The following is a 16,272-nucleotide window of genomic DNA, read 5'->3' on the forward strand; positions in this document are numbered from 1 at the left end:
CGACCTGCCCCAACAACCTACGGAAATTCTCGCTCCTCCAGTCTTCGTAACAGTACCGACGCCATCGAGAGATGATCTAAGCATCGGTCGATGGGGTCTACGTTGATGTCATGGCCACGTGGGTTCCTGATCGCTGACATCGATCCCGCGAAAATGAAACGGTAGCCATTTTGCTCGTCTACTTCGCTTTGGTTTACCATATCCGTGAGCCTAATCTTGGCTTTCTTTTCCGAGAAAGCATTCATCATGAGGCTGTGGCCGCTGTCTTCGATTTTAGACAACGATTTGACCGTTAGGTCGAGATATTTGAAGGCTTCAAATGTGGCTTGAGAGTAATGACCATCATCGAAAAGCTTCAATGCGACCCGGCCGATGTCAGGGTGTATGTTTCTTTCGTCGAAGGGATGGATCGACCGTATTTCGATCGCTGACCGTTTGCCGACATGTCTCGAACTTCTGGCAATCTTTTCGAAGTTCGCAAATGCGTTAATCATTGATAAGGTTAGCCTTTATACTCCGAAAAATATTGTCGTAGGTTTCCTGAGACCCCTCTGCGGGTAGATTTATTTCAATTCGCACGGTAAGGGCCATGTCACGCTTATGACTGCTCTTTGTCGCAGGAAGCTCGATCGGTTGAGAAACGGCGTCTTCCTTTTTCACCTTCGTGGGCTTGGTGGTTTTGGCTTTGGTCCCGTTTGTTGCTGCCGAGCGGGGCTTCGCCTCAGCAGCTTGTTCCATACCGGCAAGTGTTTTGAAGACTTGAAAAACACCGGCTTGCCGCCCACCGATGACATCACTCGTTTTGTCAGCGGTTTTGAAGTAGCCTGTCAGTTCCCCCTTGGACATCGTCCACGCGTCTTCGCCACGCAGGTCGAACAAGTCTGAATATGCGGATCGTACGAGTTCTTGAAATTCCCTCTCGAACTCACCGTCAGGTAAAACCATTACCTTATGACCACGCTCGGTGCGCTTTCCTTCTTCGTCAATCACTCCAATGAATTGGAGTGCGTTTATGACGTAGCTTTCGTTGTTGGACGCAAGCTGAAACTTCTTCACTGTGTCTGAGGATACGGTTGCCGGAAAATTCTTGCGCAGGAAACTGATCATCTGCGCGATATTACCCGGACCAGAAATGTAGGGATGCGAAGCCATGGCACACTCCAAGAATCATTGAAGCTTCAGTCAGGCCCCTAGACTGTAGATCGTCAATCGATCTAAACCGCCTTATTGGGTTGTCCTCTAGTTATGCGAGCATGAATACGCAATGGCAGGCTCGAGTTCGTTCCTGCCATTGCTGCGTCGTTACGACAGCTCATCTTATTGAGCGTCTCTCACGAAGGTGTTTGGCGACGATCCAGGTCGTGGCTTAAACAAGAGCCCGCTGATCGTGAAGGCCTTTCCTCAGATCCTCGAGAGCGACTGTTCGAGATCGGCGATGATATCCTGCACGTCTTCTATGCCGATCGAGAGGCGGACGACATCCGGGCCGGCGCCGGCGGCTGTCTTCTGCTCGTCCGTCAGCTGACGGTGCGTGGTGGAAGCCGGGTGGATGACCAGCGAGCGCGTGTCGCCGATATTGGCGAGATGGGAGAAGAGTTCCAGCCCCTCCACCAACGCCTTGCCAGCCTCGTAGCCGCCCTTGACGCCGAAGGTGAAGACGGAACCGGCGCCCTTGGGGGAATAACGCTGCTGCAGGCTACGGTTCGGGTCGTCGTCAAGACCGGCGTAGTTGACCCAGGCGACCTTGCTGTGCGCCTTCAGCCATTTGGCGACCGCCAGCGCATTGTCGCAGTGGCGCTGCATCCTGAGCGGCAGCGTCTCGATGCCGGTGAGGATCAGGAAGGCATTGAAGGGCGAGATTGCCGGGCCGAGATCTCGCAAGCCAAGGACACGGGCTGCAATTGCGAAGGCGAAATTGCCGAAGGTCGCATGCAGCACCATGCCGTTATATTCCGGGCGCGGGCTTGAGAGCATCGGATAGTTGCCGGATTTCGACCAATCGAAGGTGCCACCGTCGATGATGATGCCGCCCATGGAATTGCCGTGGCCGCCGAGGAATTTCGTCAGTGAATGCACGACGATATCGGCCCCATGTTCGATCGGACGGATGAGATAAGGCGTCGCCATGGTATTGTCGACGATCAGCGGCAGGCCGTGCCTGTGCGCCACCTCGGCGATGGCTGCAATATCGACGAAGGTGCCGCCGGGATTTGCAAGGCTCTCGACGAAGATTGCCCGCGTCTTTTCATCGATCTGGTTTTCGAAGCTTGACGGGTCAGCCGCGTCTGCCCAACGCACCTGCCAGCCGAAATTCTCGAAGGCATTGCCGAACTGATTGATCGAGCCGCCGTAAAGCCGCGTCGCCGCGACGAAATTTTCCCCTGGGCGCATGATCGTGTGAAAAACGATGACCTGTGCTGCATGGCCCGAGGCCACTGCCAGTGCCGCCGTGCCGCCCTCAAGTGCCGCCACACGCTCCTCGAGCACGGCCTGCGTCGGGTTCATGATGCGCGTATAGATGTTGCCGAAGGCCTGCAGCCCGAAGAGCGAGGCCGCGTGATCGGAATCATCGAAGACAAAAGCCGTCGTCTGGTAGATCGGCGTCGCCCGCGAGCGTGTTGCCGGGTCCGGCTGCGCGCCTGCGTGAATTGCCAGCGTGTTGAACCCCGGACCGTTCTTCGCCATCTCGTTCTCCCTCTGCTATCGATGGCGGGAGCATAGCCTAGGAACCGCAAATGTTAACCGCTTTGCGTTTCAACCATCGGACATCAAGAGAAAAATCCGTGCACTCACGCCGCCAGGCGGGGTATTTCGATTGCGGGACAACGGTCCATCACAACTTTGATGCCGGCTGCTTCCGCCTTCGCCGCGGCTACGTCGTCGCGCACGCCAAGCTGCGACCAGATCACCTTCGGCAGCGTGCGCAGAGCCAGCGACTCATCCACCACGCCCTGGAGATGTTCCGAGGCGCGAAACACATCGACCATATCGACCGGGACCAGAATATCGGCGAGCCGGGCATAGACGAGCTGGCCGTGTATCAGCTTGCCGGCCTGCCCGGGATTGACGGGGATGACGTTGTAGCCACGCGAGAGAAGATAGCCCATCACGCCGTTGCTCGGCCGCGCCGGATTGGGGGATGCCCCGGTGAGTGCAATCGTCTTTACCGATTTCAGGATTCCGGCGATGTAGTCGTCTGGATAACGGTCATGATTCATCGGCTTTTTCTTCCATCCATTCTTCGCGGTAAATTGAAACCGGCAGTTCTTTTTAGGCGTATATATAATATCCGGCTTTCCAAGGAGGAATATCCCATGAAAAAACTCGCTCTCGCTATGGCGCTGGTCCTTGTCGCCTCGCCCGCGCTGGCGATTTCCCGCTACAATCCTTTGTCGATGAGTTGCCAGAGCGCGCGGGCCGCCATTCACAACGAGGGCGCTGTTATCTTCCGCTGGACCTCGCCAAGGGGTTTGCCGATCTATGATCGCTATATCCGCAACAGCCGCTACTGCGACGCTCACGAATATGCTGAGTGGAGGAACATCCCAACGGGAAACGACCCCACGTGCCCGGTCCTCTACTGCGAGGATATAGACAACCGAAAAGGGCTGTTCTTTATCCCTGACAACTATTTGTAGTGGCGAATACGGATTGCGAAACCGGTTTCTCAAGGGCTGCAGCCTGTGGCTTGCGGCCCTCACCGGGCCTTGAATGCCTGAATTACTACTTGAATTTGCGCAAACGTAACTACTGCAAAACTATAGAATATACTCTACTTTTCAGTGGTATAGCCGAGGTCATTAGTCATACTTTTTTCACAAAACCTCTTTCGTCCTCCTTTTGTTCATCTTTTGTTCTAGCGTCCATTAGTAACATCTCATAGTTGAAAGAAGAAATTCGAAATGAACGTATGTCGAGCGCCCTCTGAAAGCCAATTTTACAGCCAGGACACTGCGCGAACTGAGTGTCTGATCTGCCATTTTGGCCTCGAGGCCAGCCTACGGTTGTAAATACTTCTTGCAAGATTGATTTTCCGGCCGACACGGTTCATACCCGCTCACTGCCTGCCACCCATCCCGGTCTCCATCGTGCCCCTCGACGTCATCCTGCTTGTCCTCTTCGGCGCGTTTCTTCACGCGACATGGAACGCAATCATCAAGGCGGGGACGAACAAATCACTCGATGCGGCGCTCGTTTCGGCCGGCGGTGCCGTGGCGGCGCTGCCGTTCCTGCCCTTCCTGCCTTTGCCGCAGCCTTCAGCCTGGCCCTTCATAGGGGCGTCGGCTGTCCTGCAATTTGCCTATTTTCAGCTGGTCGCGGCAGCCTATCGGGCGGGAGATATCGGCCTGGTCTATCCGCTGATGCGCGGCTGCGCGCCGCTTCTCATCGTCGCGACCAGCGGCTTTGTGCTGGACGAGAAGCTTTCGGGCGGCGCGCTCATCGGCACCATGACGATCTGCGCCGGCATTCTGACACTTGCTTTTGAGGCGCGGCGCGGCAGCAGACACGCCATCATGCTCGCACTCGTCAACGCCTGCGTCATCGCGACTTATACCTATGTGGACGGCATCGGCGCGCGCCTGTCCGGCAATGCGATTTCCTATACGCTCTGGATGTCGCTGCCGCCGCCGGTGCTACTCTTCGCATGGGCAATCTCGCGCCGCGGCATCATCGCCGTCGCAACCCATGTCCGCTTCAACTGGTGGCGCGGCCTCATCGGCGGCTCCGGCTCGATCGCCTCGTATGGCCTGGCGCTCTGGGCCATGACGAAAGCCCCGGTCGCGACGGTTGCGGCCCTGCGCGAGACCTCGATCCTCTTTGCCCTCGTCATTTCCGTGCTGGTGCTGAAGGAAAAGGCAAGCCCCTGGCGCTACGTCGCTGGCTTGGTCATCGCGCTCGGCGGACTGGCCCTGAAGCTGGCGTAACTACTCACCCTTCCATTCCGGTAAGCGCTTGCCGAGAAAAGCACCGATGCCTTCGATCGCATCGGCGTTGAGCATATTCTCCACCATGACCTCAGCCGCATAGCCATAGGCTTCGTCGACCGGCATTTCGAGCTGGCGGTAGAAAGCCTCCTTGCCGATCCTCAGCGCCGCCGGGGATTTCGAGGCAATCACCGAGGCATATTTCGTCACGACCTGCGTCAGATACTGCTTGGGCACGATTCGGTTGACGAGGCCGAAATCCTTGGCCGTCGAAGCGTCGATCGTCTCGGCGGTCAGCAGCATTTCCATGGCCTGCTTGCGGTGCGCGGCGCGCGAGACGGCCACGGCCGGCGTCGAGCAGAAAAGCCCGATATTGGCGCCCGGCGTGCAGAAGGTCGAGGTGTCGGTGCAGATCGCCAGATCGCAGGACGCGACCAGCTGGCAGCCGGCCGCCGTCGCCAGACCGTCGATCTCCGCGATCACCGGCTTCGGCAGGCGCGTGATTTCCAGCATCAGATCGGCGGCGAGCGCGAAGGTTTCCTCGAAAAATGCCACGCCGCCATCCGCATCGGCGCGATGGGCCGTCAGTTCCGCCAGGTCGTGCCCCGCCGAGAAGACATTGCCGGTCGAAGCGACAACCACCACTCGAACATTCGGGTCTCCTGCGGCGCCCTGGAGTTCGCCCATCAGCGTTTCCAGGACCGCAACCGAAAGGACGTTGACCGGCGGATTGTTGAGCGTGAGCCGCAATATCCCGTCGCCGAGCTGCCGAAGCACGAGCGCACCCTCCCCTGCCTTGTTTGGATCTTTCCGGAAGGATACGACTTCGGCCATGGACCAATTCCTCACATTGCGATTTTCGTGCCATCAATTCTGCCATAGGCTACCGGCAAATTCGAGGCGAAGCGATGCGCCAGCTATCGACGCTTCAGAGGAATTTGGACAAGTCATGGCCTCCCAATAAGCACAAACTTACGGTACCATATTACCTCACAAATAACGCATTGATTCTAATAGATAATTTTTCAAGTCATCCAAATCGGCAATATTGACCGAAGAGGGCTTTGCCTTTATACCCCGCGCCAGAACGCAGCCCTTTCCGGCTGCTTTCTTTTTTGCCGCGCCTCCGGGTTCGGCAAACCAAGCAACAAGAAACGCCCTTCGCCTTCGGGCACAAGGGATCCAAAAGAGAGTAACTACTATGGCAACTTTCTCCCAGAAGCCTGCAGAGGTGGAGAAGAAGTGGGTCATCATCGACGCCGAAGGGCTCGTCGTTGGCCGTCTTGCTTCCGTCATCGCTATGCGTCTGCGCGGCAAGCACAAGGCAACCTTCACGCCTCACGTTGACGACGGCGACAATGTTATCGTCATCAATGCCGACAAGGTCGTTTTCACCGGCAAGAAGTACGAAGACAAGGTCTACTACTGGCACACCGGTTATGCCGGCGGCATCAAGGAGCGCACCGCGCGCCAGATCATCGAAGGCCGCTTCCCGGAGCGCGTCCTCGAGAAGGCCGTTGAGCGCATGGTTCCGCGTGGCCCGCTCGGCCGCCGCCAGATGAAAAACCTCCGCGTCTATGCCGGTTCCAACCATCCCCACGAAGCACAGCAGCCGACCGTCCTCGACGTCTCCAAGCTGAACAAGAAGAACGTAAGGAGCGCCTAAGAATGGCTGACCTCTCCTCCCTGAAGGATCTCGGCACGGCGACCGAAGCAGCAGCTGCTCCGGCTCACGTCCGCAAGGTCGATTCGCTTGGCCGTTCCTATGCGACCGGCAAGCGCAAGGACGCCGTCGCCCGCGTTTGGGTGAAGGCCGGCTCCGGCAAGATCATCATCAACGGCAAGGACTTCACGGCATATTTCGCCCGTCCGGTCCTGCAGATGATCCTGCGCCAGCCGATCGTCGCTGCTGCCCGTGACGGCCAGTTCGACATCGTTGCAACGGTTGCTGGCGGCGGACTTTCCGGCCAGGCCGGTGCCGTTCGCCACGGTCTCTCGAAGGCCCTCACCTACTTCGAACCGGGCCTACGCTCGGTGCTGAAGAAGGGCGGCTTCCTGACCCGCGACAGCCGCGTCGTCGAGCGTAAGAAGTACGGTAAGGCCAAGGCCCGCCGTTCGTTCCAGTTCTCCAAGCGTTAAGCGCTTCGGAAATACGGATTTGGAAAAGGCCGGGTTTTGCCCGGCCTTTTTCGTTGATCATGTCTCTTTGAAATCTGGAGCGGCAGCAGCGCCGTCATGGCGCCCGATTGCGCCGTCACTCCCCCATATTGAAATAGGCCTCGAGCCGGTAGCCGTCCGGGTCGATGATGAAGGCAGCATAGTAGAACTGCCCGTAATCGGGCCGAATTCCCGGCTGCCCGTTGTCCTCGCCGCCATTTGCCAGGCTCGCAGCATGAAAGGCGTCGACCGCCGCTTTGCTCGGAGCGACGAAGCAGAAGTGCAGGCCGGATCCTCGATCCGCCGGAACCGGTCTTTCCACCTCGCTCACCCAAAAGCGTGCCCTGTCCTCGCCATAGCCAACCGTGCCGTCAAAATTAGACAGACGCTCATAACCCAGCGCGGTCAGAGCGGCATCGTAGAATTTCCGCGCCCGTTCGAGGTCTTTGACGCCAATCGACACATGATCGAACATGAAGCACTCCTCTTGTTGCCCGCTGCGGAAATGAACATAGCCAACGGCCGACGCTTCGCAAGCGCCAAGCAGCACGCTAAAGCTTATGACGGGGAGCCTCAAGTCAGCAAACCGGTAGATCGCTGCAACGCTTGTTAGATCGGCAACTCGGTCGTCGACTTCAGTTCGCGCAGGACAAAGCTGGAAACCACGTTGCGGACATGCGGATTGCGCATGAGGTGGCGGGTCATGAAAATCTCGTAGGCTTCGACGTCGCGCGCTCTAATCTTTAACATGTAGTCGAAGGTTCCCGACAGCGCATAGCACTCCATGATCTCCGGCCGGTCCCGCACGACGCTGGCAAAGGCTTCAATCGCCTCCTCGTGATGGTCCTCGAGCGTCACATGCGCGATGATGCAGAGCTTGAGGTCGAGTTTTGCCGGATCGAGCAGAGCAACCCGCTTGCGGATGACGCCCTCGGCCTCCAGTTCCTGCATCTTGCGCCAGGCGGTGCTTTGCGACATGCCGGCCTTCTCCGCCAGCGCAGCGAGCGATGAACCGTCTCCGGTCTGCACGAGTCGCAGGAGCTTGCGGGCAGCTTGCAAGCTTTCTTTCATCTTTGGCCCCCTCCCGGATTATTCTCCCATATTCTAACCATAATCCGGTAATCCCGAAATGTTTACCCGGATTTTCGTGGATATAATGGTGATCTCGCAGCCGGCGGCTGGAACACCCCGGCTCATCGGACGTAAGGACGGGAGGCCGCTCATGCCCAAGGAAAGTACCTATACGGCGAACCTGCCGGATGCGGAGGGCATCTACCATTACACGGAAGAAGAAGACCGGATCTGGAGCGAGCTCTATCAGCGCCAGATGACGCTGCTCGCCGACAAGGCCTGCCAGGAATATCTGGACGGCGTGAAGATGCTCGGATTGAAACCGGGCAAGGTTCCCCAGCTTGGCGATATCAACCGGCGCCTCAACCAGACGACCGGGTTCGGTGTGGAAGGCGTGCCTGCGCTCATCCCGCCGTCGCGTTTCTATGAATTGCTGTCGCAGGGCAAATTCCCCTTGGCGACGTTCATCCGCCGCCGCGAGCACATCGACTACATCGAGGAGCCGGATATCTTCCACGAGGTCTTCGGCCACTGCCCGCTGCTCACCCACCAGAGCTATGCAAATTTCGTTCGCCGCTTCGGCGAGAAGGCCGTTGGGCTCGGCAAGGAATACTCCTGGCACCTATTCCGTATTTTCTGGTTCACCGTCGAGTTCGGCCTCATCAACACGCCGAACGGCCGCCGCTGCTACGGCGCCGGCATCGTTTCCTCGCCAAACGAAACGCGCGCCGCGATGGAAGGCAAGGCCTGCGAATTCCGTCCGTTCGACCTGATGACGGTGCTGAGAACCCCCTATCGCATCGATATCCTGCAGCCGATCTACTACGTCATCGATAGCTTCGCGCAGCTGGAATCGATCATCGAGGAGGATATCGGCGCACCCATCAACGAGGCGAAGGCGCTCGGCGATTTTCCGCCGGCGTTCGAAGCCAAAGCGTCGTGACCGCGGCTAGCGTCTCAAAGCAGCTCAATTCGGTCGCGAGTTGATGTTAGCTTGATCGCCGGCGCTTAGAACGCGCAAGCCAGAGGAGGCAAGGATGACCAAGCTCGCACTGCATGTCGAACTGAAAGCCAGATCCGGCAAGGAAGACGAAGTCGCGGATTTTCTGAAGAGCGCCCAGGCGCTCGTCGCGGACGAACCCGAAACGACCGCGTGGTTTGCCGTGCGCTACGATCACAACACGTTTGCCATTTTCGACGCCTTCAACAGTGAGGCCGGCAGGCAGGCACATTTGAACGGCAAGGTAGCGGCGGCCTTGATGGCGCGCGCCGCTGAACTGTTTGAAACGCCACCGCAGATCAAGAACCCGGAGGTTCTGGCGGACAAACTACCCGATTGACGCTCGCCAGACGATAGGCCGGCTCCGTCCGGCCTTTCTCCTTCTCCTCTTTTCTTGTAGTCCATGTCCGATCCGCTCAGTTGAACAATCCGTTAAGAGGGGCAAGAACTTGGCGAGCAACTCCATCGACCACGCCTTCACGGCAACCAGCCTGACTTCCGCCGCCAGCGATCCAACCTTTGCCGGAGCGCTATCCTTCATGCGGCGCCGGTTCACCAAGGATCTTAATGGCGCCGACGTTGTCGTATGGGGTATTCCCTTCGATGCGGCAACGTCCAACCGACCGGGAACGCGCTTCGGACCCCAGGCGATCCGCCGCGCCTCGGCGATCTTCGACAACGATCCGCAATATCCCTTCAACCGCGACCTCTTTGCCGAGATGGCGGTTATCGACTATGGCGACTGTTTGCTCGACTACGGCAATCATCAGGAGACGCCAGCGGCGATCGAGCGGCAGGCGAAGACGATCCTCGACAGCGGTGCGTTCATGCTGACGCTCGGCGGCGACCACTACGTGACATGGCCGATCCTGAAGGCGCATGCCGCCCGACACGGCCCACTGGCGCTGGTGCAGTTCGACGCGCATCAGGATACCTGGCTCGACGACAACAGACGCATCGACCACGGCTCCTTCGTGGCGCGTGCCGTCCGCGATGGCATCATCGATCCCGACCACTCGATCCAGATTGGCATCCGCACTCATGCGCCGGAGGATTTCGGCATCCGGATTCTCTACGGCCATGAGGTCGAAGAGATGGGGGCCGCCGAGATCGCATCGACAATCATCGCCCACACCCAGGGGCATCCATCCTATCTCACCTTCGATATCGACTGCCTCGATCCGGCCTATGCGCCGGGTACGGGCACGCCGGTTGCGGGCGGACCGTCGAGCGCCAAGATCCTTTCGGTGCTGCAGCGGCTGCAGCAGCTCGACATCCGCGGCGCGGACGTCGTCGAGGTCTCGCCGCCTTACGACCATGCGGATATCACTGCCATTGCGGGAGCAACGGTCGCGATGTATATGCTGGGCCTCCGCGCCGAGAGGCGCGCCGCGGCCCGCTAGGCCGTTATCAAACTGATTCAACTTCATGGCAAACTGAAGCCGGAAGAACTTCGAACTCATCGAAAGCGCAGGATTATCATGGCAGCAAAGATCTTCATCGATGGCGAGGCTGGAACGACGGGTCTGCAGATCCGCGAGCGTCTGGCTGAGCGCCGAGATCTTGAGTTGCTGTCGATCCCGAGCGAGAGCCGCAAGGACAAGGCCGTCCGTGCCGCCCTGCTCAACGAGGCCGATATCGCCATCCTCTGCCTGCCTGACGACGCCGCCAAGGAAAGCGTCAGCCTGATCGAGAACGACCAGACGAAGGTGATCGACGCCTCGACGGCGCACCGCGTCGCCGAAGGCTGGGCCTACGGCTTTCCGGAAATGAGCAAGGAACAGGCCGGCATCATCGCCTCGGCCAAGCGCGTCTCCAATCCGGGCTGCTGGCCGCAAGGGCCGATCGCCACGCTGCGCCCGCTTGTCGAGGCCGGTCTCGTCCCTGCCGATTTCCCGGTTACCGTCAACGGCATCACCGGTTATAGCGGCGGCGGCCGCACGATGATCGAGGATTATGTGGCCAAGGGCGAGGACGCGGCGGAATACATGCCCTACGGCCTGACCTTCAAGCACAAGCATCTGCCGGAGCTGCAGCGCTACGCCAAGCTCACGCGCGTGCCCTTCTTCCAGCCGGTCGTCGGCAATTTCGCTCAGGGTATGGTCGTCACCGTACCGCTGCAGCTCTCGCACCTGCCGAAGGTGCCGAAGGGTGCCGAGCTGCATGCCGCAATCGCCGACTACTATGCCGGTACCAAGGGCTTCGTGGAGGTCGCTCCTTTCGAAGCGCCGGAGCGCACACCGGAGCTCAACCCGGAGATCTACAACAACACCAACCGCATGCGCCTGCACGTCTTTGCCAATGACGATATGGCACAGGCGCTTCTTGTCGCCGTCTACGACAATCTCGGCAAGGGGGCCTCCGGGGCGGCCGTCCAGAACATGGACCTGATGCTGGGCGCGTGAGGATTGGGGCATTTTTTGCCCCTTCCGGCTTAAGCCAGTTCGACCTTGCGAAAGAGAAGACCTTCCGCAGGATTTGCTACATCGTGATCGCTGCATCCGCGATCTGCGGCATGCCGGTCTGCGACTGCCTGCTGCGCTGAAACCACCCGATTGCCCGCTTGCCGCGAAGGCCGTACACTTTGCGCGCGAGGGAGATTCATGACGTCAGTTTTGATCGGCATCGCTTTCACCGGGGGAACAACGGCGGTCGTGCTCGTGGCGTATTTCGCCATGCGTTTCCTCATGGGCGGCGATCCGGATGGCCGGGACCGAGAGCTTGCAAGCTCCGTCGCGACGCGCATCGCGAGCCTTCATGCCCTCATCCTGGCACTCGTCTTCGCACAGGAGATGCTGGAATATCAGGCGCTGAAGTCCGAAAGCGCGGTGGAAAGCAATGCCGTCGGCGACATCTATTACGATGCGGAGCGCTACGGCCCACAGGCGCAGGCGCCGATCCAGAAGGCGCTGGCGGACTATGTCCGCATCGTCATTAATGAGGAATGGAACGAGCTCGCGCGCACGGGAGAGCTTTCGTCGGCCGCCTGGGACCAATGGAACATCGTCTATCTGACGGCTCTCGAACTCACGCCCGCCAACGCGAAACAGGAAAGCCTGCGCAGCCACATGCTCGAGGAGATACACCTTATTTCGGAATCCCGCGACCAGCGCGAAAACAGCGGAACCGACTCCGTCAGCCCGATCTTCTGGTTTGCAGCAATCTCCGGCGTGATCTTCACCGCTATCGGCTACTACCCCTACCAGCCCGACGGTCGCAACCTGCTGCTGCTATCGATCTTCGGAGCCTTCACTGGCATCATCCTGTTCTTCATCTACGCCTTCTCGAACCCCTACAGCCCGCCAGCGACGCTGTTTCCCACCGCCTTCGAGCGATTGCAGGAGGAGATCAGCGGGCCGGATCCCTGAGGTGAAAGCTGTAGTCAGGCGTAGCGGCGATGGTCCTCGATCACCTCGTCGATGATGCTCCAGGACTTCTCGATATCTCTAGGCTTGCCCCCGACCATGCCGGCGGCCACGATCAGCGCCTTCCAGAGTGCCCAGCCGCGTCCGCGTGCCCAGGTGCTGGCATCGAGCGACAGGACGTCACGATAGGCCGCGCGGCTCCTGCCTTCGAACATCGTCCAGGCGATCACCAGATCGCAGGCCGGATCGCCGATGCCGGATGTGCCGAAATCGATGACCGCGCTAAGCCGTCCTTCGTCGACCAGAAGATTGCCGTAGGCGACATCGCCGTGAAACCAGACGGGCGGACGTTCCCATTCGGTGGACAGCGCCGCCGCCCAGATTTCCTCTGCCGCAGCCGTATCGACGCGGCCCTCCAGCATTTCGAGCGCCCGGCGCGTTTCCGCGTCATAGACCGCAAGCGCGCCGCCCCGGAAGAAATTATGCGGTCCCGCAGGCGGCCCACCGGTCGGATCGACTGAGTTTAGGGCAAGCAGAAAGCGCCCGAGATCGCCAGCGAACTCGGCAAGGTCCCGAATCCGCTCCGGAAGCGCCGCCTCGCCCTTGCGCCAGGCATAGACCGACCAGCGGAAGGGATAGCCCTCTCCCGGCTCGCCCATCGCCAGCGGCACCGGGATCGAAAGCGGCAGGTGCGGGGCGAGCCGCGGCAGCCAATACTGCTCCTTCTCGACCTGCGCGGCGTAACGTTCAGCGCTCGGCAGGCGAACAGTCATCGCCTCGCCAAGGTGGAAGATGCGGTTGTCCCAGCCGCCGTCCGCGACGGGGCGGATCGGAAGATGTGCCCATTGCGGAAACTGGGCGGCGATCAGGCGCGCGACGAGTGTGTCGTCGATGACAAGCATGGCGTTTCCTCGGCTGAAACAACGTTTAGTCGAGATGCCGCGCTTACACCACCCTGAAGCCTGTCTCAGTCGCGACGGTCGACCGCAGTCTCGCGCGGAAATTCGCCATAGAAGCCGCGCCAGTTGGCCACCGCAAAACCGAAGACGACCAACGCGCCTGCCTGGTGCAGAAGAGCCAGGTCCAGCGGCACCTGCATGACAAGTGTCGCGATGCCGATCGCCGCTTGCAGCATCACGAGCCCAAAGAGGAGGACGGCGCGGCGGGCGTGGGTGGTTTGAGGCGCAAAGCGAAGCGCGATCACCATGTTGATGAAGGTGAGCGCAAGGAGCGTGCAGGCGCCGACGCGATGGATGAACTGAACGGTCTTCGGATTTTCGAACAAATTGATCCAGGCGGGCTGCTGGATGAAAAGATCCGACGGAATGATCGCGCCGTCCATCAGCGGCCAGGTGTTGTAGGAAAAACCTGCGTCGAGGCCTGCGACCAGTGCGCCGAGATAGATCTGGAAGAGCGAGAAGATCGCAATCACGCCGGCCCAGGTGTGCGAGCTTTTGGTCGGCGCCGGGTCGTTGGAATGCGGAGAGAGGCCGCGCATGATCCACATGCAGGAGGCAAAGATCAGGCAGGCCATGACGAGATGCGTGGCGAGACGGTATTGCGAGACGCTGGTCAGCTTGGTGAGGCCGGAAGACACCATCCACCAGCCGATGAAGCCCTGCAGTCCGCCCAACGCCAAAACGCCGACGAGCGGCCAGCGCAGCCGCTTCTCGATGCGGCCGGTGAACCAGAAGAAGATGAGCGGCAGGGCAAAGACGACGCCGATCGAGCGGGCCAGCAAACGATGCGCCCATTCCCACCAGAAAATCGATTTGAACTCGTCGACCGTCATATCGCTGTTCAGCTGCTGGAATTGCGGGATGCGCTGGTAGAGCTCGAATTCCTCCTGCCATTCGGCGGCGCTCAGCGGCGGAATGACGCCGTGGATCGGCTGCCATTCCGTGATCGAGAGGCCGGAATTGGTAAGACGCGTCGCGCCGCCGACGAGCACAAGACAGAAGAGTGCGAGCAGCACGAAGCCAAGCCAGAGGCGCAGCCCGCGGCGGTTCCGGTCCTGCTTGCGGACCTTGCTCAAGATCGCCTGTTCCGTGGTCAAGTTCGCGACGGTCATGACTGCTCCTTCTTTCCGGCAGTTGATTTGCCCCACCGGCTCATGCAAAACAAGCCCCGAGCCTTTGCGGCATGCGGTCGCGCTGGCCATTCAGCCATCCGGAACATAAATCATGCCCATCCGCCTGCGCAAACTCATCGGTACGATCCTCATCGTCGTCCTCGTGCTGCTTTATGCGCTGCTGGCGAACACGATCGCGGTGGTAACGCTCGCGGACGCGCCGTCCTGGGCCCAATTTCTCTACTTCTTGCTCACCGGCCTGCTCTGGGTTCTGCCGGCCATGCTGATCATCAAATGGATGGCCGGCCCGAAGGCGAAATGAAGGCGTTAACGCCGGAATAACCGTGATCCGCGGAAAAACCGCTCTCACCACTTCCGTTTAAGCCAAATGAAGCCGCTCGTCCGTTAGGCTTCCGGCCAAGCCATCTTGACCGGAGAAGACGCGTGCAGACGCAAAAGCTCGATACCTATCAACAGGTGCCTGACGAAGCGGCGCGAACCGATGCGAGCATTTCGAGCCTCCTATCGGCGAGCGCCAAGCTGGCGATCGCCGAACTCGAGGTCGTAGCCTTCGACACAATGGCTCAGCTGGAAAAGGATTGGCGCGCATTGGAGCGCGACAATCTGGTGTCACTCCATCAAGGCTATGACTGGTGCAATGCATGGGTCAGCGCCTACCGGCGGCCGCTCGCGATCCTGCGCGGAAGCTGCCATGGCGAAACGGCCTTCATCCTCCCTGCCGAAATCGAACATTCCCACGGCGTGCGGATCGCGAGATTCATCGGCGCCGATCACAGCAACATCAATACCGGGCTTTTTTCGACACGGTTTCTAGCCGGCATGGACGTTCTCGATCCGCGCCGCTTTGCCGAGAGCCTTCGACAGGCGCTTCGTGGAAAGGCCGATCTGCTGCTTTTGCAGAACATCCCGCTGAAATGGCGCGGCCGGAAGAATCCGCTCGGCCTTCTGCCCATGGTGCAGAACCAGAACCATGCCTATCAGCTGCCGCTGCTTGAAAACTTCGAGACAACGCTCAAGCAATTGAATGCCAAGAGCCGCCGAAAGAAATTTCGCGTCCAGTCGAAACGGCTCGAGGCCCTCGGCGGCTTCGACTATACCGACGGCGGGTCGTCCAGCGAACAGCACGCCTTTCTCGACCGGTTCTTTGCGCAAAAAGCCGAACGCTTCAAGGCATTCGGGCAGCCGGACGTCTTCGCTGATACGGAAACGCGCGCGTTCCTCCACGGTCTGATCGATGTTCGCGACGGCGGCGGCTTCGGGCTCCAGATGCACGCGCTTCGCCTGAAGGGCGAGAACGAAGGACATATCGCGGCGCTCTCCGGCATCTCGCGCAAGGGAGATCATGTGATCTGCCAGTTCAGCTCGATCGACGAGCGTCTGGCGGCGGAGGCAAGCCCGGGGGAATTCCTCTATTGGCAGATGATCTCCGGCCTGCATGGGAAGGGCGTCGCGCTTTTCGACTTCGGCCTCGGCGATCAGATCTACAAGCGCTCCTGGGCACCGGTGGAGACGGATCACCATGACGTGGTGCTGCCGATCTCGCGGATCGGAAGCATCGCAGGCTTGGCGCACCGCGCGGTGACACGCAGCAAGGCCTATATCAAGGCGCGGCCCGGCCTCTATAAATTCGCTCAACGCCTAAGGGCAAAGTTCGGGAGCTAG

The 16,272-nt window shown here is 59.7% G+C and carries 20 protein-coding genes; 11 read left to right on the top strand and 9 right to left on the bottom strand.

Annotated features, from left to right (window positions below):
• Positions 1 to 17: 17 nt before the first annotated feature.
• The 4 genes from ACPYOI_RS02965 to ACPYOI_RS02980 all read right to left on the bottom strand — a co-directional run bounded on the left by ACPYOI_RS02965 (position 18) and on the right by ACPYOI_RS02980 (position 3,218).
• Complete coding sequence (locus ACPYOI_RS02965) at positions 18 to 494, bottom strand: TIGR02391 family protein (protein WP_481418351.1); 477 nt, start codon at positions 492 to 494, stop codon at positions 18 to 20.
• On the bottom strand, positions 487 to 1,152 hold the full coding sequence (locus tag ACPYOI_RS02970; RefSeq protein ID WP_481422526.1) for a DUF5343 domain-containing protein: 666 nt from the start codon (positions 1,150 to 1,152) through the stop codon (positions 487 to 489). The genes ACPYOI_RS02965 and ACPYOI_RS02970 overlap by 8 nt, the downstream gene beginning before the upstream one ends.
• 249 nt (positions 1,153 to 1,401) lie before the next feature.
• On the bottom strand, positions 1,402 to 2,685 hold the full coding sequence (locus tag ACPYOI_RS02975; protein ID WP_481418353.1) for an O-acetylhomoserine aminocarboxypropyltransferase: 1,284 nt from the start codon (positions 2,683 to 2,685) through the stop codon (positions 1,402 to 1,404).
• A 104-nt stretch (positions 2,686 to 2,789) separates the two neighbouring features.
• Positions 2,790 to 3,218, bottom strand: coding sequence for a CoA-binding protein (locus ACPYOI_RS02980; protein ID WP_481418354.1), 429 nt, complete (start codon positions 3,216 to 3,218; stop codon positions 2,790 to 2,792).
• Positions 3,219 to 3,314: 96 nt separating this feature from the next.
• On the opposite strand from ACPYOI_RS02980, the gene ACPYOI_RS02985 reads away from it, so the two are divergent.
• Positions 3,315 to 3,638 carry a hypothetical protein gene (locus ACPYOI_RS02985; protein ID WP_481418355.1) on the top strand — a complete coding sequence of 108 codons (324 nt, stop codon included), beginning with the start codon at positions 3,315 to 3,317 and terminating at the stop codon, positions 3,636 to 3,638.
• A gap of 450 nt (positions 3,639 to 4,088) precedes the next feature.
• Entirely contained in the window at positions 4,089 to 4,925 is an 837-nt protein-coding gene (locus tag ACPYOI_RS02990; protein ID WP_481422527.1) for an EamA family transporter, read from the top strand.
• Here ACPYOI_RS02990 and ACPYOI_RS02995 read toward each other — a convergent pair whose 3' ends face one another.
• Positions 4,926 to 5,759: an enoyl-CoA hydratase gene (locus ACPYOI_RS02995; RefSeq protein ID WP_481418357.1), complete on the bottom strand. Its 834-nt coding sequence runs from the start codon at positions 5,757 to 5,759 to the stop codon at positions 4,926 to 4,928.
• A gap of 367 nt (positions 5,760 to 6,126) precedes the next feature.
• Between ACPYOI_RS02995 and rplM the strand changes: the two genes are divergently transcribed.
• Both rplM and rpsI read left to right on the top strand, forming a co-directional pair.
• Positions 6,127 to 6,591 (top strand): 50S ribosomal protein L13, encoded by a 465-nt coding sequence (gene rplM / locus ACPYOI_RS03000; RefSeq protein ID WP_168829172.1) that lies wholly within the window; start codon positions 6,127 to 6,129, stop codon positions 6,589 to 6,591.
• A gap of 2 nt (positions 6,592 to 6,593) precedes the next feature.
• The gene (gene rpsI / locus ACPYOI_RS03005; RefSeq protein WP_481418358.1) at positions 6,594 to 7,064 is read left to right on the top strand and encodes a 30S ribosomal protein S9; all 471 of its coding nucleotides are present in this window, start codon (positions 6,594 to 6,596) and stop codon (positions 7,062 to 7,064) included.
• A 115-nt stretch (positions 7,065 to 7,179) separates the two neighbouring features.
• On the opposite strand, the gene ACPYOI_RS03010 is transcribed toward rpsI, so the two are convergent.
• Together ACPYOI_RS03010 and ACPYOI_RS03015 are read right to left on the bottom strand one after the other, a co-directional pair.
• A complete protein-coding gene (locus tag ACPYOI_RS03010; protein WP_168829170.1) occupies positions 7,180 to 7,557 on the bottom strand; it encodes a VOC family protein in 378 nt (125 codons plus the stop codon).
• Positions 7,558 to 7,691: 134 nt separating this feature from the next.
• Complete coding sequence (locus tag ACPYOI_RS03015; RefSeq protein ID WP_481418359.1) at positions 7,692 to 8,153, bottom strand: Lrp/AsnC family transcriptional regulator; 462 nt, start codon at positions 8,151 to 8,153, stop codon at positions 7,692 to 7,694.
• Positions 8,154 to 8,304: 151 nt separating this feature from the next.
• Between ACPYOI_RS03015 and ACPYOI_RS03020 the strand changes: the two genes are divergently transcribed.
• The 5 genes from ACPYOI_RS03020 (at position 8,305) to ACPYOI_RS03040 (ending at position 12,521) form a co-directional block, all read left to right on the top strand.
• Positions 8,305 to 9,096, top strand: a complete 792-nt coding sequence (locus ACPYOI_RS03020; RefSeq protein WP_481418360.1) for a phenylalanine 4-monooxygenase — start codon at positions 8,305 to 8,307, stop codon at positions 9,094 to 9,096.
• 94 nt (positions 9,097 to 9,190) lie between these two features.
• The gene (locus ACPYOI_RS03025; protein WP_481418361.1) at positions 9,191 to 9,493 is read left to right on the top strand and encodes a putative quinol monooxygenase; all 303 of its coding nucleotides are present in this window, start codon (positions 9,191 to 9,193) and stop codon (positions 9,491 to 9,493) included.
• A 109-nt stretch (positions 9,494 to 9,602) separates the two neighbouring features.
• The gene (gene speB, locus ACPYOI_RS03030) at positions 9,603 to 10,556 is read left to right on the top strand and encodes an agmatinase (protein ID WP_481418362.1); all 954 of its coding nucleotides are present in this window, start codon (positions 9,603 to 9,605) and stop codon (positions 10,554 to 10,556) included.
• A 78-nt stretch (positions 10,557 to 10,634) separates the two neighbouring features.
• Positions 10,635 to 11,558 carry an N-acetyl-gamma-glutamyl-phosphate reductase gene (gene argC, locus ACPYOI_RS03035; protein ID WP_481418363.1) on the top strand — a complete coding sequence of 308 codons (924 nt, stop codon included), beginning with the start codon at positions 10,635 to 10,637 and terminating at the stop codon, positions 11,556 to 11,558.
• Between the two features lie 198 nt (positions 11,559 to 11,756).
• Positions 11,757 to 12,521: a bestrophin-like domain gene (locus tag ACPYOI_RS03040; RefSeq protein ID WP_481418364.1), complete on the top strand. Its 765-nt coding sequence runs from the start codon at positions 11,757 to 11,759 to the stop codon at positions 12,519 to 12,521.
• A 14-nt stretch (positions 12,522 to 12,535) separates the two neighbouring features.
• On the opposite strand, the gene ACPYOI_RS03045 is transcribed toward ACPYOI_RS03040, so the two are convergent.
• Both ACPYOI_RS03045 and ACPYOI_RS03050 read right to left on the bottom strand, forming a co-directional pair.
• A complete protein-coding gene (locus ACPYOI_RS03045) occupies positions 12,536 to 13,420 on the bottom strand; it encodes an aminoglycoside phosphotransferase family protein (RefSeq protein WP_481422528.1) in 885 nt (294 codons plus the stop codon).
• Between the two features lie 65 nt (positions 13,421 to 13,485).
• Positions 13,486 to 14,589: a COX15/CtaA family protein gene (locus ACPYOI_RS03050; RefSeq protein WP_481418366.1), complete on the bottom strand. Its 1,104-nt coding sequence runs from the start codon at positions 14,587 to 14,589 to the stop codon at positions 13,486 to 13,488.
• A gap of 112 nt (positions 14,590 to 14,701) precedes the next feature.
• On the opposite strand from ACPYOI_RS03050, the gene ACPYOI_RS03055 reads away from it, so the two are divergent.
• Positions 14,702 to 14,911, top strand: a complete 210-nt coding sequence (locus ACPYOI_RS03055) for a DUF2842 domain-containing protein (protein ID WP_168829161.1) — start codon at positions 14,702 to 14,704, stop codon at positions 14,909 to 14,911.
• Between the two features lie 122 nt (positions 14,912 to 15,033).
• On the top strand, positions 15,034 to 16,272 hold the full coding sequence (locus ACPYOI_RS03060) for a GNAT family N-acetyltransferase (RefSeq protein ID WP_481418367.1): 1,239 nt from the start codon (positions 15,034 to 15,036) through the stop codon (positions 16,270 to 16,272).

It is taken from the genome of Rhizobium sp. SVR5-2C (assembly GCF_056755115.1).